Source organism: Pseudomonas berkeleyensis, from assembly GCF_014109765.1.
GTDB lineage: Bacteria > Pseudomonadota > Gammaproteobacteria > Pseudomonadales > Pseudomonadaceae > Aquipseudomonas > Aquipseudomonas berkeleyensis.
Genome location: NZ_CP059139.1, coordinates 3204109 through 3227365, shown reverse-complemented (window position 1 = coordinate 3227365; position 23257 = coordinate 3204109). Strand labels below are relative to the sequence as shown.

At 62.1% G+C, this 23257-nt stretch carries 20 protein-coding genes; 17 read left to right on the top strand and 3 right to left on the bottom strand.

Features of this window, described 5'->3' with window-relative positions:
• The first annotated feature begins 30 nt into the window (after nt 1-30).
• Nucleotides 31-681, top strand: a complete 651-nt coding sequence (locus HS968_RS15000) for a bifunctional 4-hydroxy-2-oxoglutarate aldolase/2-dehydro-3-deoxy-phosphogluconate aldolase (RefSeq protein WP_119691602.1) — start codon at nt 31-33, stop codon at nt 679-681.
• Entirely contained in the window at nt 678-1118 is a 441-nt protein-coding gene (locus HS968_RS14995; RefSeq protein WP_119691601.1) for an acyl-CoA thioesterase, read from the top strand. Before HS968_RS15000 ends, HS968_RS14995 begins: the two co-directional genes overlap by 4 nt.
• Nucleotides 1119-1124: 6 nt before the next feature.
• On the opposite strand, the gene HS968_RS14990 is transcribed toward HS968_RS14995, so the two are convergent.
• Nucleotides 1125-1520 (bottom strand): hypothetical protein, encoded by a 396-nt coding sequence (locus HS968_RS14990; protein WP_182366841.1) that lies wholly within the window; start codon nt 1518-1520, stop codon nt 1125-1127.
• A gap of 97 nt (nt 1521-1617) precedes the next feature.
• On the opposite strand from HS968_RS14990, the gene HS968_RS14985 reads away from it, so the two are divergent.
• Together HS968_RS14985 and HS968_RS14980 are read left to right on the top strand one after the other, a co-directional pair.
• Nucleotides 1618-2565 (top strand): tRNA dihydrouridine synthase, encoded by a 948-nt coding sequence (locus HS968_RS14985; protein WP_182366839.1) that lies wholly within the window; start codon nt 1618-1620, stop codon nt 2563-2565.
• 160 nt (nt 2566-2725) lie between these two features.
• Complete coding sequence (locus tag HS968_RS14980) at nt 2726-3181, top strand: Hsp20 family protein (RefSeq protein WP_106740380.1); 456 nt, start codon at nt 2726-2728, stop codon at nt 3179-3181.
• Between the two features lie 76 nt (nt 3182-3257).
• On the opposite strand, the gene HS968_RS14975 is transcribed toward HS968_RS14980, so the two are convergent.
• On the bottom strand, nt 3258-6557 hold the full coding sequence (locus HS968_RS14975) for a sensor domain-containing protein (RefSeq protein ID WP_182366836.1): 3300 nt from the start codon (nt 6555-6557) through the stop codon (nt 3258-3260).
• 247 nt (nt 6558-6804) lie between these two features.
• The gene (locus HS968_RS14970) at nt 6805-7686 is read right to left on the bottom strand and encodes a LysR family transcriptional regulator (RefSeq protein WP_003461102.1); all 882 of its coding nucleotides are present in this window, start codon (nt 7684-7686) and stop codon (nt 6805-6807) included.
• A gap of 223 nt (nt 7687-7909) precedes the next feature.
• Between HS968_RS14970 and leuC the strand changes: the two genes are divergently transcribed.
• The 13 genes from leuC (at nt 7910) to purF (ending at nt 23181) form a co-directional block, all read left to right on the top strand.
• Entirely contained in the window at nt 7910-9337 is a 1428-nt protein-coding gene (gene leuC / locus HS968_RS14965) for a 3-isopropylmalate dehydratase large subunit (RefSeq protein ID WP_182366833.1), read from the top strand.
• A gap of 11 nt (nt 9338-9348) precedes the next feature.
• Nucleotides 9349-9996: a 3-isopropylmalate dehydratase small subunit gene (leuD, locus tag HS968_RS14960; RefSeq protein WP_182366830.1), complete on the top strand. Its 648-nt coding sequence runs from the start codon at nt 9349-9351 to the stop codon at nt 9994-9996.
• 74 nt (nt 9997-10070) lie between these two features.
• Nucleotides 10071-11153 (top strand): 3-isopropylmalate dehydrogenase, encoded by a 1083-nt coding sequence (gene leuB / locus HS968_RS14955; RefSeq protein WP_182366827.1) that lies wholly within the window; start codon nt 10071-10073, stop codon nt 11151-11153.
• A gap of 56 nt (nt 11154-11209) precedes the next feature.
• Nucleotides 11210-12322: an aspartate-semialdehyde dehydrogenase gene (asd, locus tag HS968_RS14950; RefSeq protein ID WP_106740393.1), complete on the top strand. Its 1113-nt coding sequence runs from the start codon at nt 11210-11212 to the stop codon at nt 12320-12322.
• 142 nt (nt 12323-12464) lie between these two features.
• The gene (locus HS968_RS14945) at nt 12465-13475 is read left to right on the top strand and encodes an aspartate-semialdehyde dehydrogenase (RefSeq protein ID WP_182366824.1); all 1011 of its coding nucleotides are present in this window, start codon (nt 12465-12467) and stop codon (nt 13473-13475) included.
• 155 nt (nt 13476-13630) lie between these two features.
• Nucleotides 13631-16444 (top strand): FimV family protein, encoded by a 2814-nt coding sequence (locus HS968_RS14940; RefSeq protein ID WP_182366821.1) that lies wholly within the window; start codon nt 13631-13633, stop codon nt 16442-16444.
• Between the two features lie 7 nt (nt 16445-16451).
• Nucleotides 16452-17315, top strand: coding sequence for a tRNA pseudouridine(38-40) synthase TruA (gene truA / locus HS968_RS14935; protein ID WP_182366818.1), 864 nt, complete (start codon nt 16452-16454; stop codon nt 17313-17315).
• Between the two features lie 24 nt (nt 17316-17339).
• On the top strand, nt 17340-18011 hold the full coding sequence (locus tag HS968_RS14930; protein WP_182366816.1) for a phosphoribosylanthranilate isomerase: 672 nt from the start codon (nt 17340-17342) through the stop codon (nt 18009-18011).
• A gap of 122 nt (nt 18012-18133) precedes the next feature.
• A complete protein-coding gene (gene accD / locus HS968_RS14925; RefSeq protein ID WP_182366813.1) occupies nt 18134-19018 on the top strand; it encodes an acetyl-CoA carboxylase, carboxyltransferase subunit beta in 885 nt (294 codons plus the stop codon).
• Nucleotides 19015-20292, top strand: coding sequence for a bifunctional tetrahydrofolate synthase/dihydrofolate synthase (gene folC / locus HS968_RS14920; RefSeq protein ID WP_182366810.1), 1278 nt, complete (start codon nt 19015-19017; stop codon nt 20290-20292). Before accD ends, folC begins: the two co-directional genes overlap by 4 nt.
• An 80-nt stretch (nt 20293-20372) precedes the next feature.
• The gene (locus HS968_RS14915; protein WP_182366807.1) at nt 20373-20990 is read left to right on the top strand and encodes an SPOR domain-containing protein; all 618 of its coding nucleotides are present in this window, start codon (nt 20373-20375) and stop codon (nt 20988-20990) included.
• An 85-nt stretch (nt 20991-21075) separates the two neighbouring features.
• Nucleotides 21076-21597, top strand: a complete 522-nt coding sequence (locus HS968_RS14910; RefSeq protein ID WP_108233074.1) for a CvpA family protein — start codon at nt 21076-21078, stop codon at nt 21595-21597.
• A gap of 75 nt (nt 21598-21672) precedes the next feature.
• Nucleotides 21673-23181 carry an amidophosphoribosyltransferase gene (purF, locus tag HS968_RS14905; RefSeq protein WP_119691587.1) on the top strand — a complete coding sequence of 503 codons (1509 nt, stop codon included), beginning with the start codon at nt 21673-21675 and terminating at the stop codon, nt 23179-23181.
• Nucleotides 23182-23257: the final 76 nt, after the last annotated feature.

Genomic DNA, 23257 nt, shown 5'->3' with positions numbered 1-23257 from the left:
TCGATGTGACGCCGACCTGGGAGTTGAGAAATGAAGCTGACGATGGATGAGGTGCTGCGCCAGGCCCGCCCGGTAATGCCCGTTCTGGTGATCGAGGAAATCGAGCTGGCGCTGGATCTCGCTCGGGCGCTGCAGGATGGAGGGATAACCGTGCTGGAAGTGACCTTGCGTACACCGCGGGCGCTGGATGCGCTGGCTGCCATCCGCCGTGAGCTGCCGCAGTTGCTGGTCGGCGCCGGCACGCTGATCCACACCGAGCAGTTTCAGGAGGCGCGCGATGCCGGGGCGCAGTTCGCGGTGAGTCCGGGGTTCACCGAGCGCTTGGCGTTGGCGGCGGAAGATGCGGCGCTGCCCTATTTGCCGGGGGTGATGACACCTTCCGAGGTGCTACTGGCGCTGGAGCATGGTTATCGCTCGCTCAAGCTGTTCCCGGCCGATGGTGCCTCCAGCGTGAAGATGCTCAAAAGCTTCAAGGGGCCGTTCACGGGTATTCGTTTCTGCCCGACGGGCGGCGTCACGGCTGACAACCTGCTGAGTTTCCTGCGTCTGCCCAATGTCGCCTGCGTGGGTGGAACCTGGGTGGCGCCGAGCAATCTGGTGCGTGCCCGCGCCTGGGATCAGATAACCCAGCTTGCCGCTGAGGCGCGTGCGTTGGCTGCCAGCCTGGAGGCGCAACCATGAATTGGGATCTGCCAAGCCCTTTTGTCATCGACATCCAGGTCGGCGCTGATGATATCGATGGGCTCGGTCACGCCAACAATGCGGTGTATGTCAGTTGGCTGGAGCGCTGCGCCTGGCGTCATTCGCAGTTTCTTGGGCTGGATCTGGTCGAATACCGTCGCCTGGATCGTGCCATGGCCGTGGTGCGCCACGAGATCGATTATCTGGCCAGTGCTTATGAAGGGCAGGATCTGCAGATGGCGACCTGGATCGTCGAGTCCGATCAACGCCTGAAGATGGATCGACGCTTTCAACTGGTACGCCCCGAAGACGGGGCAACGCTGTTGCGGGCCAAGACCACCTTCGTCTGCATCGAGCTTTCCAGTGGGCGTCCCAAGCGCATGCCTGCGGAGTTCGTCGAGGGTTACGGCAAGGCGTTGTTACCGCCGGAGCTGTAACGGCGATCAGTCGAGCACTGGCGCGAGAAATACCTGCTCCGGTTCGACCGTGACGGCGAACTGGCGAGTTTCGCCGGGGCGCAGGATGACCGACTGCGCGACATCCGGCCCGCGACCACCGCAATAGCCGTCTGGTGAAATGGCGGCGGCCACGCTCAGTTCGCCACTGGGCAGATCCAGACTGGTGTGTTCGCCGGGCCCCAGCTTCGCTACCACCTGCTGGTTGACGTAGAGCTCCACGTCGCAGGCGTTCGGCGCGTTGTTGTCCCGGCTGAAGATCAGCCGGGCCGGGGCGTCGGCCACTGGATCTGCGGGCGCCGGTTCGATAGCAGCAGACAGCCCGTCGCTGGCTTGTAGGTTCATGCAGCACAGGCCGAGAGCAATTAGCGCGAGATGGCGCATGGCGCGTCTCCTGTTTTGGCGATGTGGCCAGTGTGGCCCATCTTGCGCGGCGCGTGCGCCCCCTTAAACTGTGCGCCCCATTTTTCCGGACAAGCTCATGCAAATCGCCCTGGCGCCCATGGAGGGGTTGGTCGACGAGATTCTGCGCGATGTACTGACCCGCGTCGGTGGCATCGACTGGTGCGTGACCGAGTTCATTCGAGTCAGCGAGCGTTTGTTGCCGGCTGCCACCTATCACAAGCTCGCTCCTGAACTCTTCACCGACGCTCGCACGCAAGCTGGCACGCCGATGCGCGTGCAGTTTCTCGGCTCCGACCCGCAATGCCTGGCCGACAACGCCGCTTTTGCCTGCAGCCTTGGCGCGCCGGTGATCGACCTCAATTTCGGTTGCCCGGCCAAGACGGTGAACAAGTCGCGCGGCGGTGCGGTGCTGCTCAAGGAGCCGGAGTTGTTGCACGCCATCGTCCGCGAAGTGCGGCGCACGGTGCCGGCCGAGATTCCTGTCACGGCCAAGATGCGTCTGGGCTTCGAAGGCAAGGAGGGCGCGCTGGATTGCGCGCGCGCACTCGCCGAGGGCGGGGCCAGCCAGATCGTCGTGCATGCGCGCACCAAGGTAGAGGGCTACAAACCACCGGCGCATTGGGAGTGGGTGGCGCGGGTGCAGGATGTGGTTGGTGTACCGGTATTCGCCAATGGCGAGGTGTGGACGCTGGAAGATTGGCGCCGCTGCCGCGAAATCAGTGGCGTGGATGACATCATGCTGGGCCGCGGATTGGTGTCTCGCCCGGGGCTGGCGCGACAGATTGCGGCGGTCAGGGCCGGTGAGGCGCCGCAGGAAATGAGCTGGGCCGAACTGCAGCCCCTGTTGCTCGATTTCTGGCAGCAGGCGCGGCGCAAGTTGGCGCCGCGCTACGCGCCGGGGCGTTTGAAGCAGTGGCTGGCGATGCTTACGCGCACCTATCCGGAGGCCGTGGCGCTGTTCGCCGAGGTGCGGCGTGAGCAGGATTGCGCGCGCATTGACCAGTTGCTGGCGTTCTCCGTGTAGGGGGCGCTGTGCGCACCGCCTGTCAAACGTTGGTGCGCACGGCGAACCCTATTGTTTTTTTACTCTTGAAAATTTTCCGACCGACCTCAGATAAGTGACTGCGGGATGCCGAAGTCGGGTTCCGCACTATGACACTTGCTGAAATTTCAGGAGAATATTCATGAGCAACGTTCTGTCTCTGGCCCCTCTGTTCCGCCAGTCTGTCGGTTTTGACCGTTTCAACGATCTTTTCGAGTCTGCCCTGCGTAGCAATGATGCTGGCAGCTCCTACCCACCCTACAACGTCGAGAAGCACGGCGAGGATCACTACCGCATCGTGGTGGCTGCTGCCGGTTTCCAGGAAGATGACCTGGAGCTGCAAGTCGAGCGCGACGTGTTGACCGTGGTGGGCAACAAGCGTGATCGCAGCGCCGAGAGCATCAGCTATCTGCATCAGGGCATCGCCCAGCGTGCGTTCAAGCTGTCGTTCCGCCTGGCGGATCATATCGAGGTCAAAGGCGCTAACCTGGCCAACGGTCTGCTCCATGTCGAGCTGGAGCGTATCGTGCCGGAAGAGGCCAAGGCCAAGCGCATCCCCATCGGCAACCAGCGCCCGGCGTTGGAAAGCGGACAGTGATGGATGCATGACCAGAAGGCGCCCTGCGGGGCGCCTTCTTCGTTTCAGCCGTGCGCTTTCATTCGCTCTGGAGTGTTCAACTGGCCGGTTTTCGACGCTGTTTGTCCAGCAGCTCGCGAAACGCCTCCTGTGGCAGCGGCCTGCTGAACAGATAGCCCTGGTAGAGGTGGCAACCCTGCGCTTGTAGAAAGTCCAGTTGATCCTGTTGCTCCACGCCCTCGGCGATCAGTGCCAGCCCCAGGCTGCGTGCCATGGCGACGATGGCGCGGATGATCTCTGCGTCGTTAGGGTCGCAGGTCGCGTCGCGCACGAACGACTGGTCGATCTTCAGCATGTCCACCGGCAGGCGCTTGAGGTAGGTCAGCGAGCTGTAGCCGGTACCAAAGTCGTCCATGGCGAAGCTCACACCATGCTTTTTCAGGCGCAGCATCTTGCCGACGGTGTCGTCGATGTTCTGGATGACGATGCCTTCGGTGATCTCCAGTTTGAGCATGGCGTTGGGTAGCTGGCTGTTGCGCAGGCTGCTGGCGACTCGGTCGACGAAGTCGTGCTGGCGAAATTGTCGCGGGCTGATGTTGACGCACAGGCTGAAGCGCTCGCCGTCGATCAATCCATCGGCCATCAGGCGCGAGCAGAAATGGCAGGCTTCGACCAGCACCCAGCCGCCGACTTCGACGATCAGGCCGCTTTCTTCGAGTACCTGAATGAACTGGGCGGGCGATTGCGCGCCCAACTGCGGATGTTGCCAGCGCAACAGGGCCTCGGCGCCGACCACCTGACCATCGCGAGCATCGACCTGGGGCTGGAAGTGCAGTTCGAATTCACCGCGGGCCAGAGCCAGGCGCAGGTCGTTCTCCAGGCGCAAGCGCGCGCTGGCAGCGTCCTGCATGGTGGTGCGAAACAGCTGGATGGCGTTGCGCCCGGAGTCCTTGGCGCGATAGAGGGCGATATCGGCGCGCTTGAGCAGATCCGCCGGGGTATTGCCGTGGTCGGGAATCAGTGCGACGCCGATACTGGGCGTGACCTGCAGCCGGTGGCCGTCCAGCAGCATTGGCTCGGCCAGCAACTGGCGTAGCTTGTCGGCGACCTGGCGCACGTGGCGGGTCACTTCCGAGCGTTTACCTTCCAGGCCGGACAGCAGCACGACGAACTCATCGCCGCCGAGACGCGCCACGGTGTCTTCCAGGCGCACGCTGGCTTCCAGGCGCGCGGTGACCAGGCGCAGCACGCTATCGCCGACCGGATGGCCGAGCGAGTCGTTGATGTGCTTGAAGTGGTCGAGGTCGAGAAACAGCAGGGCGCCGCGCAGTTCGTGGCGTTTGAGCAGGGAAATCTGCTGGGTCAGGCGATCCATCAGCAGGGCGCGATTGGGCAGGTTGGTCAGCGCGTCGTGATAAGCCAGGTGCTGCACCTGCGCCTGCGCCTGCTTCAGTTCGCTGATGTCGCGCGCGGTGAGCAGCAGGCAGGGCACGCCGTTGAGTTCGATCGGTTGTACGGAAACGTCCACCAGGCGCACTTCGCCTTCGCGGTGCTGCCCGTGCATCTCCATGCGCAGAACCTGGCCGTGCTGCAGCAGGTGTTCGATCATCTGCGTGCGTTCTTCGGGGTAAGCCCAGATGTTCAGTTCATGCACGGTGCGGCCTACCACTTCCCAGGCCTGGTAGCCGGTAATGCGGGTAAAACCTTCGTTGACCTCGATGTAGCGCCCGGTGTCGCGCTCGGTGATGGTGATGGCGTCCGGGCTGGAGTGGAAGGCCTTGGCGAACTTTTCCTCGGAGCCTTTCAGGCGCTGCTCGCGCTCCACGCGTTCGCTGATGTCCACCAGCGTGCCGACCATGCGCAGCGGCTGGCCGGCTGCGTCCAACTGCAGTTTGGCGGTGCTTTCCAGAAAGCGCAGGTCGCCCTTGCCCTGCTGTACCCGATAGGTCACCTGATAATGGGTTTTGCCCTGTTCGACCAGCCGCAGGTAGCTCTGGCGAAGGCTCTGGCGATCCTCCATGGGCACCTGGCGGAAGAACGCCAGGAAATCACTCTCGAATGGTACCGGCTCCAACCCCTGCAGTTGCGAGGCGCGAGCGCTGGCGAACAGGCGGCGGGTAGGAATGTGCCAGTCCCAGGTGCCGAGATCGGCGGATTCCAGCGCCAGTTTCAGGCGCTGCTTGCTCTCCTGCAACGCCAGTTCCTGCGTGCGCTGTTCGGTGATGTTGCGCACGGTGAGTACCAGGCAGGTTTTGCCATCGAGTTCGATCTCGCCGCCGAACAGGAGGTTGATGCTGGCCTTGCCGTCGCGGCTGAGCAGGCGTACTTCGAGGTTGTTCAGATGGCCGGTGCGCAGGGCTTCGAGCATGCGCTGGCGGTCTTCGGGGGCGGCCCAGATGCCCAGCTCCAGCGAGGTACGGCCGACGGCTTCGGCGCAGCTCCAGCCGAACTGCTGCTCGAAGCTGGGGTTGACCTCGATGAAGCGGCCCGTGGCGCGTTCGGTGATGGAGACCGCGTCGGGGGTGTGCATGAAGGCCTTGGCGAACTTCTCCTCGCTGAAGCGCAGGGCATTCTCGGCACGTTTGCGCGCGCTGGTGTCGAGGAATGTGCAGAGCATCAGGCGATCGCCCTGCAGTTCGATGTACTGGCTCGATAGCACGCCGTCGAGGATGTCGCCGCTGCGCGTGCGTAACTGCACTTCCTGAATCACCGGTTCCCGGCTTTGCGGTGCCTGCTGGCGCAGGTGGTCGCGTTGCTGGGCGTGTACCCAGAGATTCAACTCATGAGTGGGGCGGCCGAGAATGTCGCTGGCAGTCCAGCCAAAGGCCTGGGTGAAGTGCTGATTGACCTCGATGATTTCGCTGTTGTCGTAGCGCACCAGCATCATGATGTCCGGGCTCAGACGGAACAGGCTGACGAAGCGTTCTTCCGATGCGCGTAGCGCCTCGGCGCGCTCCTGTTGGGCGCTGATGTCACGGATCACACCGAACATGCGTGGCCGCCCGTCGGCTTCGTACTGCAGGCTGCCGGTGATCTCCAACCAGTGCAGGCTGCCATCGGGCCAGCGGATGCGATGCCGCAGCGCATTGGTGATCTGCTCGCCCTGGAGAATGGCGTGGAAGGTTGCCAGGACTTCCGCGCGTTCCTCTTCGGGAATCAGCTCGATGTAATTCAGCTCGCGGGTGACCGGGCGGTTGGGGTCGAGGCCGAACAGCGCCTGGGCGCCGCGCGACCAGTTCACCTGGCCGCTGCGAATGTCCCAGTACCAGGTGCCCAGATGTGCGCCGTTGAGCGCGGCCAGCAGACGCGGCGCGTCTTGCCAGGTTTGCTCGAATTCGGCGGGATCCATCGCCGGTATGTGCGGCAGGGGCGGAGTCTGGTCAGTCGATCTGGCCATGTCCTGACCTTCCTCTGATAGGCGCGATGCGCGTTACGGGCGTTAGAACCTGTTCACGTTCTTGCGAGCTAGAGCCATACAAGGCAAAAACTGGCGAGGAAGCGGAATTTACGAGCCGTAAGTGAGCATTCCGAGCCTGTTTTTAACGCAGTAGGGCCGACGCGCAGCAGATCGTGATCAGGTTCTTAGAGGCATGCAGGGGGCTTTCTTATCCTTAGTAGTGCCACGTTAGCGTCAGGTCGATTGCCTACGCAAGATCGTCCCGCTGGCTGTCGAGCAGATCCATGAAGGCGCGTGCGGCATTCGACAGGGTTCGTTCGGTATGCAGGATGTAGCCTAGTTGGCGGGTCAGCTGTATGCCCGGTATCGGCAAGCGCGCCACCTGGTCGTCAAGCATGGTGCGTGGCAGCACGCTCCAGGCCAGGCCGATGGAGACCATCATCTTGATGGTTTCCAGGTAGTTGGTGCTCATGGCGATATTGGGCGTCAGGCCCTGGGCTTCGAACAGGCGCTGGACAATGTGATGGGTAAAGGTGTTGCCGCCAGGGAATACCGCCGGGTGCTGGGCGACATCGGCCAGGCTGATTACCTGACTGCGTGCCAGGGGGTGCTCCGGCGCTGCGACGAAATCCAGCGGGTCGTCCCAGACCGCGACGGCGCGGATCGGCTCGCGGGTTTCCGGGGCGAGGGTGATCACCGCCAGTTCGGCGCGGCCATGCAGGACTTCTTCGTACGCCACTTCCGAATCGAGAAACTGGATATCCAGTGCCACCTGCGGGTGGGCGCGGGTAAAGGCGCGCAACAGGGCAGGGAGGCGATGCAGGCCGATATGGTGGCTGGTGGCGAGGGTCAGGCGGCCGCTGACTTCACCCGACAGGTTGGTCAGCGCGCGGCGCGTGTCGTCCAGTACGTTGAGTATCTGGTAAGCACGCGGCAGCAGGGCGCGGCCGGCCTGGGTGAGGCCGATTTCGCGGCCGAGTCGGTCGAACAGGCGCACGCCCAGTTGCTGTTCCAGGCCGGCAATGCGCTTGCTCACGGCTGGCTGGGTCAGGTGCAGGCGTTCGCCAGCTTCGGAAAAGCTGCCGGTTTCGGCGATGGCGATAAAGGCATTGAGGTTGGCCAGATCCATGAAGCGCTCCGCGAATGGAAGGATGCCCTGAGCATACATTCCATCGGGGAATCCTTTGAATAAAAAATATGAATTTGAGTTATTTCGTGCCCGGCCATAGCATTCTCCTCATAAGCCGAAGGGCCATTTTCGCCCTGGCATAGAAAAGGGCACTTCCGACGCCAGGCGGTGATAACGCAGGCAGTCCCGGAAGTGTCCGAAAAGCGCTGATGAGGTAAGGCTGATGACTGGCAAGACGCTCTACGACAAGCTCTGGGAAATGCACGAAGTGAAACGTCGTGACGACGGTTCCTCGCTGATCTACATCGATCGTCACATTCTTCACGAAGTGACCTCGCCGCAGGCTTTCGAAGGCCTGCGTCTGGCTGGGCGCAAGCCGTGGCGCATCGACGCCAACATCGCCACCCCGGATCACAACGTGCCGACCACCAAGGCCGAGCGTCAGGGTGGCCTCGAAGCCATCGCCGACGAAGTTTCGCGCATTCAGGTACAGACCCTGGACGAGAACTGCGATGACTTCGGCATCCTCGAGTTCAAGATGAACGACGTGCGCCAGGGCATCGTCCACGTGGTCGGCCCGGAGCAGGGCGCTACCTTGCCGGGCATGACCGTCGTTTGCGGCGACTCGCACACCTCCACCCATGGCGCCTTCGGTGCCCTGGCTCATGGCATCGGCACCTCCGAGGTCGAGCACGTGCTCGCCACCCAGTGTCTGGTGGCCAAGAAAATGAAGAACATGCAGGTGCGCGTCGAAGGCAAGCTGCCGTTCGGCGTCACCGCCAAGGACATCGTGCTCGCGGTGATCGGCAAGATCGGTACCGCTGGCGGCAATGGCCATGCCCTGGAGTTCGCCGGCAGCGCGATTCGCGACCTGTCGCTGGAAGGGCGCATGACTATCTGCAACATGTCCATCGAAGCCGGCGCCCGTGTGGGCCTGGTGGCGGTGGACGAGAAAACCATCGCCTACGTCAAGGATCGTCCGTTCGCGCCCAAGGGTAGCGACTGGGACAAGGCCGTGGCGCAGTGGCAGAACCTGGTCTCCGATGCCGACGCGGTGTTCGACACCGTGGTTGAGCTGCGTGCCGAGGACATCAAGCCGCAGGTCAGCTGGGGCACCTCTCCCGAAATGGTCCTGGCCGTCGACCAGAACGTGCCGGATCCGGCCGTCGAAGCCGACCCGGTGAAGAAGGATTCCATCTCCCGCGCGCTGAAATACATGGGCCTGACCGCCAACCAGCCGATCACCGATATCCAGCTCGATCGCGTGTTCATCGGCTCATGCACCAACTCGCGCATCGAAGACCTGCGCGCCGCCGCCGAGGTGGCCAAGGGCCGCAAGGTCGCCAGCACCGTCAAGCAGGCGCTGGTGGTGCCGGGCTCCGGTCTGGTCAAGGCGCAAGCCGAGGCGGAAGGGCTGGACAAGATCTTCATCGAAGCCGGTTTCGAATGGCGTGAGCCGGGCTGCTCCATGTGCCTGGCGATGAACCCGGACAAGCTGGGCAGCGGCGAGCATTGCGCCTCGACCTCCAACCGCAACTTCGAAGGCCGTCAGGGCGCGGGTGGTCGTACCCACCTGGTCAGCCCGGCCATGGCTGCCGCTGCCGCGGTAACCGGTCGCTTCATCGATGTGCGCGAATTGATCCAGGCCTGAGGAGTAAACAGATGAAAGCCTTTACCCAACACACCGGCCTGGTCTGCCCGCTCGATCGTGCCAACGTCGACACCGATCAGATCATTCCCAAGCAGTTTCTCAAGTCGATCAAGCGCACCGGTTTTGGTCCGAACCTGTTCGACGAGTGGCGTTATCTGGATATCGGCCAGCCGAACCAGGACAACTCCAATCGCCCGATCAACCAGGAGTTCGTGCTCAACTTCCCGCGTTATCAGGGCGCCAGCGTGCTGCTGGCGCGCGAGAACTTCGGTTGCGGTTCTAGCCGCGAACATGCGCCGTGGGCGCTGGACGAGTATGGCTTCCGCACGGTGATCGCGCCGAGCTTTGCCGACATCTTCTTCAACAACAGCTTCAAGAACGGCCTGCTGCCGATCGTCCTCAAGGACGAGGAGGTCGACGCGCTGTTCGAACAGGCCGAGGCGACCGAGGGTTATCAACTGACCGTCGATCTGCAGGCGCAAACCGTGACGCGTCCGGATGGCGTGCAGTACAGCTTCGAAATCGATGCTTTCCGCAAGCACTGCCTGCTCAATGGCCTGGATGACATCGGCCTGACCCTGCAGGATCAGGACGCGATCAAGGCGTTCGAAGGCAAATATCAGCAGAGCAGCCCCTGGCTGTTCGGCGCGATCAAGTAGGTGCGCTGCGCGCACCGACTGACTCACTATTTAAAAGGTGCGCACGGCGCACCCTACTGCGTATCGAGGATGTGATGAGCAAGCAGATTCTGGTTCTCCCTGGCGACGGTATCGGTCCGGAAATCATGGCCGAGGCCGTGAAGGTGCTGAACCTGGCCAATGACAAGTTCTCCCTGGGCTTTGAATTGAGCTTCGATGACCTGGGTGGTGCGGCTATCGACCGCTACGGCGTACCGCTGGCCGACGAGACCCTGGCGCGTGCTCGCGCTGCCGATGCCGTGCTGCTCGGCGCCGTAGGCGGTCCGAAGTGGGACAACATCGACCCGGCCATCCGCCCGGAGCGCGGCTTGCTGAAGATCCGTTCGCAGCTGGGTCTGTTCGGCAACCTGCGTCCGGCCATCCTCTACCCGCAACTGGCCGAGGCTTCCAGTCTCAAGCCGGAAGTGGTCGCTGGCCTGGACATCCTCATCGTGCGTGAGTTGACCGGTGGCATCTATTTCGGTCAGCCGCGCGAGAGCAAGGTGCTGGAAAACGGCGAGCGCATGGCCTACGACACGCTGCCGTACAGCGAGAGCGAAATCCGCCGTATCGCCAAGGTCGGTTTCGACATGGCGCGCGTGCGTGGCAAGAAGCTGTGCTCGGTGGACAAGGCCAACGTCCTTGCGTCCAGCCAGCTGTGGCGCGCCGTGGTCGAGGAAGTGGCCAAGGACTACCCGGACGTCGAGCTGAGCCACATGTACGTCGACAACGCCGCAATGCAACTGGTGCGTGCGCCCAAGCAATTCGACGTAATGGTCACCGACAACATGTTTGGTGACATTTTGTCCGACGAGGCTTCGATGCTGACCGGTTCCATTGGCATGCTGCCGTCGGCATCCTTGGACGCCAACAACAAGGGCATGTACGAGCCGTGCCACGGCTCTGCGCCGGACATCGCCGGCAAGGGCATCGCCAACCCGCTGGCCACCATTCTCTCGGTGTCCATGATGCTGCGTTACAGCTTCGGCCAGGTCGCTGCTGCCGACGCCATCGAGCAAGCGGTGAGCCTGGTGCTGGATCAAGGCCTGCGTACTGGTGACATCTGGTCCGAGGGCAAGACCAAGGTCGGTACTGCTGCGATGGGTGATGCAGTAGTCGAAGCGCTGCGTAGTCTGTAATCTTCCCAGCCCCGCCGGGGTGGTTCCGGCGGGCTGTTTATATAGGTGTAGTCGTTATGAAACGTGTAGGTCTGATCGGTTGGCGTGGCATGGTCGGTTCCGTGCTCATGCAGCGCATGCTGGAAGAGCGGGACTTCGACCTGATCGAGCCGGTGTTCTTCACCACTTCCAATGTCGGTGGCCAAGGCCCTGCCATTGGCAAGGACATCGCTGCGCTGAAAGATGCCTACAGCATTGACGACCTCAAGGGCCTGGACGTGATCCTGACCTGTCAGGGTGGCGACTACACCAACGAAGTCTTCCCCAAACTGCGCGAAGCGGGCTGGCAGGGCTACTGGATCGATGCTGCTTCCAGCCTGCGCATGGATGACAGCTCGGTGATCGTGCTCGATCCGGTCAACCGCAAGGTGATCGACCAGGCGCTGGATGCCGGTGGCAAGAACTACATCGGCGGCAACTGCACCGTTAGCCTGATGCTGATGGCGTTGGGTGGTCTGTACGAGGCCGGCTTGGTCGAGTGGATGAGCGCCATGACCTATCAGGCCGCTTCGGGCGCCGGTGCGCAGAACATGCGCGAGCTGATCAAGCAGATGGGCGCGATCAATGGCGCTGTCGCCGATGATCTGGCTGATCCGGCCAGCGCCATTCTGGATATTGACCGCAAGGTCGCTGAAGCCATGCGTGGCGAAGGCTTCCCGGTCGACAACTTCGGCGTGCCGCTGGCTGGCAGCCTGATCCCGTACATCGACAAGGAACTGCCGAACGGGCAGAGCCGTGAAGAGTGGAAGGCGCAGGCCGAAACCAACAAGATTCTCGGTCGTTTCAAGAACCCGATCCCGGTCGACGGTATCTGCGTGCGCATCGGCGCCATGCGTTGCCACAGCCAGGCACTGACCATCAAGCTGAACAAAGACGTGCCGATGGCCGATATCGAAGGCCTGATCAGTCAGCACAACCCCTGGGTCAAGCTGGTGCCGAATCATCGTGAAGACTCCATTCGCGACCTCGGCCCGACCGCCGTCACTGGCACCCTGAGTGTTCCGGTCGGTCGTCTGCGCAAGCTGAACATGGGGTCGCAATACCTGGGTGCCTTCACTGTCGGCGATCAACTGTTGTGGGGCGCAGCCGAGCCGCTGCGCCGCATGCTGCGGATTCTGCTGGAGCGCTAAGCGCGCAAAGCCGGCGTCGAGTGTCAAAACAAAGCCCTTCTGCAACAGCAGAGGGGCTTTGTCTTTTCTGGGGACGAACCCGATTGCTTGGGCGGGAGGGCGCGGTTACAGTGCCGCTCCCTCTGCGTCACAGGTCCATTCCATGAGCCAGTCCATCAATATCGCCCTGATTGGCGCCACCGGTAGCGTCGGTGAGGCGCTGGTCGAATTACTCGAAGAGCGCGAGTTTCCTGTCAAGGAGCTGCATCTGCTGGCCAGTAGTGAGTCGGCGGGGCAGAGCCTGTCTTTTCGGGGGCGTCAGGTGCGGGTTCGCTCGCTCGATGCTTTCGATTTCTCTCAGGTGCAATTGGCTTTTTTCGCTGCTGGCAGCGAAGTGACGAAGGCATGCCATGAGCGCGCCCTGGCAGCTGGCTGTTCCTTGATCGATATGAGTGCAGCCTTGCCGCTGGCGCAAGCGCCTTGTGTATTGCCCGAACTGGGGCGCGAAGGCTTGCCGGTACTGAAGGCGCCTTTTCAGGTCAGTGCGCCGACGCCTTCTGCAGTGGCATGCGCTCTGGTATTGACGGCGCTTCGCCCGGTCGTGCAGCCACATCAATTGCAACTCACGGCCATGTTGTCGATGTCCACCCTTGGTCGTAGCGGCGTGCAGGAGTTGGCGCGACAAACCGCCGAGTTGCTGAATGGACGCCCCTTGGAGCCCAAGGGGGTCGATCGCCAGGTCGCCTTCAATCTGCTGGCGCAGGTTGGTGGCGTTGACGAACAGGGGCACGCTGAACTCGAAAAACGTCTGGCTGCTGAATTGCCGCAACTGTTGGAGTTGCCGGATTTGTCAGTTTCAGCAACTTGCGCTCTGGTGCCGGTATTTTTCGGCGACAGCCTGGCGCTCAGCGTGCAATGCGATTCGCCAGTTGACGTGACGGCAGCTCAGCAGGCGCTGGAAGCCGCGACAGGTATAGAACTGGTGGAGGCGGGCGATTACCCCACGGCCGTTGGCGATGCGGTGGGGCAGGATCAGGTGTATGTCGGTCGCGTTCGTGCCGGAGTAAGTGATCCACGGCAACTCAATTTGTGGATTGCGTCTGATAACGTAAGAAAAGGCGCCGCCCTGAATGCTGTGCAAATAGCCGAGTTATTGATAAAACACTATCTGTAAAAGATACTTACCTAGAAATTTGAAGAATCTTTCTAGCTTGGCAATACTGGCTGAGTTGATTGCTGAATGGGGAGCCGTTCTTGGAACGGAGGCAGGCGGCAATTCTCAAGACCTTCTCGCGCGCCGAGAAAAAAGATAAAACAAGGGATAACGCTATGGTTCGGGTTCGCAAACTGGTGCTGGCAATTGCGGCTGCTTCGGCGCTGTCTTCCGGTATGGCGCATGCGTTGGGGTTGGGTGAAGTCACCCTGCAGTCCTCGCTGAATCAGCCGTTGGTAGCGGAAATTGAACTGCTGGAGGTGCGCGACCTGGCCTCCAATGAAGTCATTCCCAGCCTCGCGACCCCTGAAGAATTCATTAAGGCTGGCGTCGATCGTCAATACTTTCTGACCGATCTGAAGTTTACGCCTGTACTCAAACCCAACGGCAAGAGCGTGATTCGCGTCACTTCCAGCAAGGCAGTACGTGAACCTTATCTGAACTTCCTGGTGGAAGTGCTCTGGCCGAATGGTCGGTTGTTGCGTGAATACACCCTGCTGCTCGATCCGCCGCTGTACTCCCCGCAAACCACTGCCGCTGCTGCCCCGCAATTGCCGATCGCAGCTCCGGCGCCCACTCCGCGCCCGTCCGTCGCTCCCGCACCTAGCAGTGCGGCGCCTGCACCCGCTCCACGTCCGGCTGCACCAGCACCGGCCGCACCTGCTTCGCGTTCCATTTCTGGCAACGAATACAGAACCACTGCCAACGATACGCTGTGGGAAATCGCCCAGCGTGTCGGTGGTGGTTCGGTCAATCAGACCATGCTGGCCATTCAGGATCTGAATCCTGATGCGTTCATCGGCGGCAACATCAACCGCATGAAGAGTGGCCAGGTACTGCGTCTGCCTGATGAGCAGCAGATTCGCCGTCGCAGCAATGCCGAGGCCATCGCTCAGGTCGCGGAACAGACTGCGGCCTGGCGTGAGGGCCGTGCAGTGGCTTCGCGTCAGCTCGACGCCACCCGCCGCACCACCGCCGGCTCGGCGCCGGCAACCGCTGAAAGTGGCGACAGCCTGAAGCTGGTGGCTGGCGACTCCGGTCGTTCTACCCGTGGCAGTGAAGCGGGTTCTGCCGATAGCAAGGCACTGACCGACAAGCTGGCGGTTACCCAGGAAAGCCTCGATTCGACCCGTCGTGAGAATGCCGAGCTGCAGAGCCGTGTTGGCGATCTGCAGAGTCAGCTGGACAAGCTGCAGCGCCTGATCGAACTGAAGGACAGCCAGCTGGCCAAGATGCAGGCCGAGATGGCTGGCGCTCCCGCCGCTCCGGCAGCGCCAGTTGCCACCGAAGAGCCCGCCGCTGCTGCTCCCGAGGCTGCGCCGCCCGTTGTGGAGGCTGCGACTCCGCCTGCTTCGCCGCCTGAGGAGGCAGCACCAGACTATAACTACTCCGAGGAGCCCGCAGCGCCAGTCGAAGACAGCGCTGCCACCGAACAGCCGGCCAGTGAGCCGGCTGATGCCGTTGCGCCGGTCGCTCCTGCCGAACAGCCTGCCAAGCCAGTCACTCCGGTAGCGCCGGCGCCTGCTCCAGCACCGCAGAGCTTCGTCGACGACCTGATGGCCAACCCCATGACCCTGGGTCTGGCTGGCGGTGGCGCGTTGCTGCTGTTGCTGGTTGCGTTGATGGCGCTTTCGCGTCGCAATGCCATGAAAGAGGCCGAGCTGCATGAAGAACTGGCCGACGATCTGGCCGAGAAAGACGCTTTCGCTTCTGACCTCGATATGCCGGAAGACAGCTTTGCCGACCTGGTCGACGATGCTCAGCAGGCAAGCCCGCTCGCCGGCGAAGAGCGCGTCACGGCGCAAACCGGCGATGCCTTGGGTGAGGCGGATATCTACATTGCCTATGGTCGTTTCAACCAGGCAGCAGAGCTGCTACAGAACGCCATCAATGACGAGCCGCAGCGCAGCGACCTACGTCTGAAATTGATGGAGGTCTATGCCGAGCTGGGGGATCGTGAGGGCTTTGCCCGTCAGGACAACGAGCTGCGTGAAATTGGTGGCGTCAATGCCGAAGCTGAGCAGTTGAAGTCCAAGTACCCGGCTATGGCTGCCTTCGTCGGCGCAGGCACTGTCGCTGCAGCTGCTGCAGCTGATGATGACCTTGGTGAGTTCAGCCTCGATGACCTGACGCTGGACGAGCCGAACAAAGATGCTCCGCTTGCCGCCGACAATATGGATGATGCCTTCGATCTGAGCCTGGATGATCTCGAGTCCGATCTGGGGCGTGACGCGTCGCCGGCTCAGGATGGCGCCACGACCTTGTCGCTGGACGATGACCTGGACTTCGGCCTGGTCGACGAGCCGACTGCATCGCCGGCAACCGCCAGCGATGATCTGGACTTCGATCTGGCGCTGGATGACGACAAGGTCGAGCTGTCCCAGCCTGCGAGCGATCTCTCTGAATTCAGCCTCGATCTGGACGAGCCCGCTCCGGCCGCGAGTGACGAAGCCGATGATTTCCTGCTGAGCCTCGACGATGACATCGCTGCAACTGCCCAGCCTGTAGATGAACTGGGTGATCTGGGCCTGGATCTGCCGGACGAAACCCCTGCGGTCGACCTCGACCTGCCGGCAGACTTCGATCTCTCTCTGGAAGACGAGGCGCCAGTGCAGCCTGTTGCCAATACCGATAGTTTCGCCGCACAGCTGGATGAAGTGACGGCAGAGCTGGATCAGCTGTCAGGCGACCTTGGGCAGCCGGATGCAGCGCCGCAGTCGTTCGACAGCCTGTCGAGCGATCTGGATGGTGACGACGACTTCGACTTCCTGTCCGGCACTGATGAAACCGCGACCAAGCTGGACTTGGCTCGGGCCTATATCGACATGGGTGACACCGAAGGTGCACGTGACATTCTTGATGAAGTGATTGCCGAGGGCAGCGATGCCCAACAGCAGGAAGCTCGCGAGATGATTGCCAAGATGGTTTGATTGATACATGTCTGACGCAGTACCTGTAGCGGCCGCCGAAATGGCGGCCGCTGGCTTTTCCAGAATCGCCCTGGGCCTCGAATACAAGGGCGCACGTTATCGTGGTTTCCAACGCCAGAGCGCGAACGTTCCGTCGATCCAGGGATACCTGGAGGCGGCCTTGTCCAAGGTCGCCGGTGGTGCGCCAGTGAGCATTCTCTGCGCGGGTCGTACCGATGCCTCCGTACATTCCAGTGGCCAGGTGGTGCACTTCGACACCACTGTCGAGCGCTCGCTGCATGCCTGGATCATGGGCGCCAACATGAACCTGCCCAATGACATCAGTGTGACCTGGGCGAAGGTGATGCCGGCGCATTTTCATGCGCGCTTCTCCGCCATGGCGCGGCGTTACCGCTACGTGATCTACAACGACCCGATTCGCCCGGCGCACATGGCCGAGGAAGTGACCTGGAACCATCGGCCGCTGGATGTGGCGCGCATGCGCGAAGCCTCCCAGGCACTGGTCGGTACGCATGATTTCAGTGCTTTCCGGGCGACGCGTTGCCAGGCCAAATCGCCGGTCAAGACCGTGCATCATCTGCAGTTGATCGAGCATGGCCGCTTCATCGTTCTGGATATTCGCGCCAATGCTTTTCTCCACCACATGGTGCGTAACATCGCCGGCGTGTTGATGACCATCGGTGCGGGTGAGCGGCCGCCGGAGTGGGCGCGCGAGGTGCTCGAGCGTGGTGACAGGCACAGCGGTGGAGTGACTGCGCATCCTTATGGTCTGTATCTGGTACAGGTCGACTACCCGGAAGAGTTCGAGTTGCCGCCGCGCTATCTCGGCCCGCATTTTCTCTCCGGCCTTCCGGACGTGCGACAGCCATAACCCTTTGCTACCATCCGAACCCGCATGGCGAGAGGTGTGAACGTGACGGTCGTACGCAGCAAGATTTGTGGGATCACCCGCATCGAGGATGCCCTTGCGGCGGTGGCGGCGGGAGCTGACGCCATCGGTCTGGTGTTCTATGCGAAAAGCCCGCGAGCAGTCAGCATCGAGCAGGCCGCCGCGATCTTGCAGGCGTTGCCGCCGTTCGTGACTACTGTGGGGCTGTTCGTCGACATGCCGCGCGATGAGTTGCAGCAGTTGCTGCAGCGTCTGCCGCTGGATCTGTTGCAGTTCCACGGCGATGAGTCGCCGGCCGATTGTGAGGGCCATGGCCGCCCCTACATCAAGGCGCTGCGGGTTCGCCCCGGTGAGGACGTGTCGGCAGCCATGGCGCCCTACAGCGGTGCGCGGGGCATTTTGCTGGATACCTTCGTCGAGGGTGTGCCAGGTGGTACAGGCGCTTCATTCGACTGGTCGCTGGTGCCGGAAAATGCTGGCAAGCCGATCATCCTGGCCGGCGGCCTCGATGCAGGCAATGTCGCCTTGGCGATTCGCCAGGTGCGCCCCTATGCCGTTGATGTCAGCGGTGGGATAGAGGCCAGTAAAGGCATAAAGGATGCAGGCAAGATTCGCGCGTTCATTCAGGCCGTGCATGATCTGCGATGTGACGGCGACTCGAACGAGGCCGTCAATTAGCCTGTCACACCGCCAGCAGGCAGTCCTGAACTGACCTGCCGATATGGCGGACAAGAATTGCTGGAGGTGGGCGTCCATCGTGAGTCGCTCACCCGAACCAACGGTTATGGAGAAATGACAGCATGAGCAACTGGTTGGTAGACAAACTCATTCCCTCGATCATGCGTTCCGAGGTGAAGAAAAGCTCAGTGCCCGAAGGCCTGTGGCACAAGTGCCCGTCCTGTGAGGCCGTGCTTTATCGTCCCGAGCTGGAAAAGACGCTCGATGTCTGCCCCAAGTGCAACCATCACATGCGTATCGGCGCCCGTGCCCGTATCGATCTGTTCCTTGACGCCGATGGCCGCGAGGAGCTGGGCGCTGACCTGGAGCCGGTCGACCGTCTGAAATTCCGCGACAGCAAAAAGTACAAGGATCGCCTGAGCGCTGCGCAAAAGCAGACCGGCGAGAAGGACGCGTTGATCGCCATGAGCGGCACCCTCGAAGGCATGCCGATCGCGGTTTGCGCGTTCGAGTTCTCCTTCATGGGCGGTTCCATGGGCGCCATTGTCGGCGAGCGTTTCGTTCAGGCGGCCAATGTCGCACTGGAAAAACGTTGCCCGCTGGTGTGCTTCTCCGCCTCCGGTGGTGCGCGCATGCAGGAGGCGCTGATCTCGTTGATGCAGATGGCTAAGACTTCCGCTGCACTGGCGCGCCTGCGTGAAGAGGGCCTGCCATTCATTTCCGTGCTGACCGACCCGGTCTATGGCGGCGTTTCCGCCAGCCTGGCGATGCTCGGTGACGTGACCGTGGCCGAGCCCAAGGCGTTGATCGGTTTCGCCGGCCCGCGCGTGATCGAGCAGACCGTGCGCGAGAAACTGCCGGAAGGCTTCCAGCGCAGCGAGTTCCTGCTGGAACACGGCGCCATCGACATGATCATCCCGCGTAATGAGCTGCGCCCGCGTCTGGCGCGCCTGCTGGCGCAACTGATGAATCGTCCATCTCCGGTTTCCCTGCCGGCCACTGCATGACCGAGCGCAGTCTGGGCGAGTGGCTCGCCTACCTCGAACAGCTGCATCCCTCGGCCATCGACATGGGCTTGGAGCGCTCGCGCGAAGTCGCGAAGCGCCTCGGCCTGGGCAAGCCCGCGCCGTTGGCGGTCACCGTGACCGGTACCAACGGCAAGGGCTCGACCTGTGCCTTTCTCGCCAGCCTCCTGCGTGAGCAGGGCCAGCGTGTCGGGCTCTACAGTTCCCCGCATCTGCTGCGCTACAGCGAGCGTGTCGTGATCGATGGTCGCGAGGCGAGCGATGCTGAGCTGTGCCAGGCTTTCGCGGCGGTCGAGGCGGCGCGTGGCGAGATTTCCCTGACCTACTTCGAGATGGGCACCTTGGCCGCCTTCTGGCTGTTCGAGCGTGCCGGTCTGGATGCCGTGGTGCTCGAAGTCGGGCTGGGCGGTCGCCTGGATGCGGTGAATCTGATCGATGCCGATCTCGCGCTGATTACCAGTATCGGCCTGGATCATGCTGACTGGCTGGGCGATACCCGGGAATCGGTAGCCTTCGAGAAGGCTGGCATCATGCGGGCAGGCAAGCCAGCCTTGTGTGGCGATCTCGACCCGCCGTCGCCTTTGCTTGAGCAGGTCGTAGCGCTGGATTCACCGTTGTTCCTGCGCGGGCGGGATTACGATCTGGCCCTCTCGGAGGCGGGGTGGAGCTGGTTCGGTCTGAATGCTGCCGGCCAGGTGCTGAGGCTGCAGAGTCTGCCGCTGCTGGATTTGCCGATGGAAAATGCGGCACTGGCATTGCAGGCTTATGCCTTGCTGGATCTGCCCTGGGATGAGCAGGCCATCGTCCGCGGGTTGTTGGCGACGCGAGTAGCGGGCCGCCTGGATCGGCGTACGCTGACATGGCAGGGCAAGTCCCTGACCTTGCTGCTGGATGTCGGTCATAACCCTCATGCAGCAGACTACCTTGCCCAGCGCCTGGAGGCCCGGCCACCTGCAGGGCAGCGCCTGGCGGTGTTCGGTCTGCTTGCGGACAAGGATCTGCCAGGCGTCGTTGCGCCGTTGCTGGCTCAGATCGCTCAGTGGGGTATTACCCCGTTGAATACGCCGCGCTCACGTCCTGCTGCGGAGCTTGCAGCTCACCTGCAGGGGCTTGCCGCTCGTGTCGTGCAGTATCCGAGTGTGCATGCCGCGTTGGCTGGGCAGTGCGACAAGGCTGCGAGCGGGGACGAAATCTTGGTGTTTGGTTCGTTCTTTTGTGTCGCCGAAGCGCTGGATTGGTTGGCCGGGCAGGGCTGAGTTTGGCTGTCGGGTCTGGCGCCATACGGTATTGCGATGGCAGTATCGCAGCCTCAGGCTTTGAGACTGTGGAGTAGGGGATGGCATTGTTGGACAAGGGGCTCAAGCAGCGCATGGTCGGTGCTCTGGTGCTGGTGGCGCTGGCGGTGATTTTCCTGCCCATGCTGCTGTCGCGCGAAGACGAGATGCGCCGTGTGGTCGTGGATGCGCCGGCCATGCCGCAAGCGCCGGCTACTGCCGAGATCATCGTGCAACCTGCCGAGGTCGTTGAGCCTGAGGAGCTGCCGCAGGAGCCGGTTCCCGTCGAAGAGGTGAATCCGCAGATTGTCGAGGTGCCGGAGCAGCCCAAGCCCACTTCGCCACCTGTTGCCGCGCCGAGCAAGCCTGAGCCGGCCAAGACCGAACCGGTGGCTACGAGCGCGCCAGCCAAACCTGATAACCGCCTGGATGCCAACAACCTGCCAATTAGTTGGTCCGTGCAGTTGGCCAGTCTGTCCAGTCGCGCTGGGGCGGAAGCCCTGCAGAAGACCCTGCGCAGTCAGGGCTACAACGCCTATATCCGTACGTTCGACGGCATGAACCGGGTGTTCGTCGGGCCATTGATCGAGCGGGCCGAGGCCGAGCGCCTGCGTGACCAGCTCAATCGCCAGCACAAACTCAGCGGTTTCGTGGTGCGTTTCCAGCCTGAGGCGGGCTGAACCCGTCGTTGACATGCAAAGCCCGGTTACCCGATTCGCCGGGCTCTGCTAAAATGCTCCGCCTTTTCCGCTGGTAGGCCGCACCGTGGTATTCACCTGGGTCGATTGGGCGATCATCGCCGTCATCGCCATTTCTAGTTTGATCAGTCTGAAGCGCGGCTTCGTCAAGGAAGCCCTGTCGCTGCTGACCTGGATCATCGCCGGCGTGGTTGCCTGGATGTTTGGCGGCGCTCTGGCCCAGCACCTCGTCGAATTTATCGAAACGCCTTCTGCGCGGGTGATTGCGGCTTGTGCCATTCTCTTCATCGCCACCTTGCTGGTGGGCGCTCTGGTCAATTTCCTCATCGGTGAGCTGATTCGCGTGACTGGCCTGTCCGGTACCGACCGTTTTCTCGGCATGGTATTCGGCGCCGCGCGCGGTGGTTTGTTGGTGGTACTGCTGGTGGGGCTGATCAGCCTGGCGCCGGTGGAGCAGGATACGTGGTGGCAGCAGTCGCAACTGGTGCCGCATTTTCTGATGGTTGCCGACTGGTCGAAGAACCTCATTCTGGGGTGGTCCGATCAGTGGTTTACCGGTAGGTCGGCTCACCCAGCTGATCTGCTTTAAAAGAGTGACCGGTGCGGAGTAACCGCTGCATCGGTCGCTGAATTAGCCTGAACTATCTAGCAGGGGTCGTGGCACATGTGTGGCATCGTCGGTATCGTCGGTAAATCGAACGTCAATCAGGCGCTGTATGACGGGCTGACCGTCCTCCAGCACCGCGGCCAGGATGCTGCCGGTATTGTCACCAGCCATGATGGCCGCCTGTTCCTGCGCAAGGACAATGGCCTGGTGCGTGACGTGTTCCAGCAGCGTCACATGCAGCGTCTGGTTGGTCACATGGGTATCGGCCACGTGCGCTACCCCACTGCAGGCAGCTCCAGCTCGGCCGAAGCGCAGCCGTTCTATGTCAACTCGCCGTACGGCATCACCCTGGCGCACAACGGCAACCTGACCAACGTCGAGCAGTTGGCCAAGGAAATCTACGAGTCCGACCTGCGCCACGTGAACACCAATTCCGACTCGGAAGTGCTGCTCAACGTGTTCGCCCATGAGCTGGCCCAGCGCGGCAAGCTGCAGCCCACCGAGGAAGACGTGTTCGCCGCCGTCACGCATGTGCATGAGCGTTGCCTGGGTGGCTACGCCGTGGTGGCGATGATCACCGGCTACGGTATCGTCGGCTTCCGCGACCCCAATGGCATCCGTCCGATCGTGTTCGGCCAGCGTCACACCGACGAAGGTGTCGAATACATGATCGCTTCCGAGAGCGTGTCCCTGGACGTGCTCGGCTTTACCCTGATCCGCGACCTGGCGCCGGGCGAAGCGGTGTACATCACCGAAGACGGCAAGCTGTTCACTCGTCAGTGTGCGACGAATCCGAAATACGCTCCGTGCATATTCGAGCATGTCTATCTGGCGCGCCCGGATTCGATCATGGATGGCATCTCGGTCTACAAGGCGCGCCTGCGCATGGGCGAGAAGCTGGCCGACAAGATTCTGCGCGAGCGTCCGGAGCACGATATCGATGTGGTCATCCCGATTCCCGATACCAGCCGCACCGCGGCGCTGGAACTGGCCAACCATCTGGGCGTGAAGTTCCGCGAAGGCTTCGTCAAGAACCGCTACATCGGTCGTACCTTCATCATGCCCGGCCAGGCGGCCCGCAAGAAATCCGTGCGGCAGAAGCTCAACGCCATCGAACTGGAGTTCCGTGGCAAGAACGTGATGCTGGTGGATGACTCCATCGTCCGCGGTACCACCTGCAAGCAGATCATCCAGATGGCTCGCGAAGCCGGCGCGAAGAACGTCTACTTCTGCTCGGCGGCGCCAGCAGTACGCTACCCGAACGTCTACGGTATCGACATGCCCAGCGCTCATGAGCTGATCGCTCACGGCCGTACCACTGAAGAAGTCTGTGAGCTGATTGGCGCCGACTGGCTGGTCTACCAGGATCTGCCGGATCTGATCGAGGCGGTCAGTGGCAGCAAGAAGATCAAGATCGACAACTTCGACTGTGCAGTGTTCGATGGCAAGTACGTGACCGGTGACGTCGACGAGGCCTACCTGAATCGTATCGAGCAAGCGCGCAACGATGCGAGCAAGGTCAAGTCGCAAGCGGTCAGCGCGATCATCGATCTGTACAACAATTGACGCAGGCGGGCAGGGGCGACCCTGTCCGTTTCGAGGGCGCGCATGGCGCCCCCTAAAGTCCGTAGCCCGGATGCAA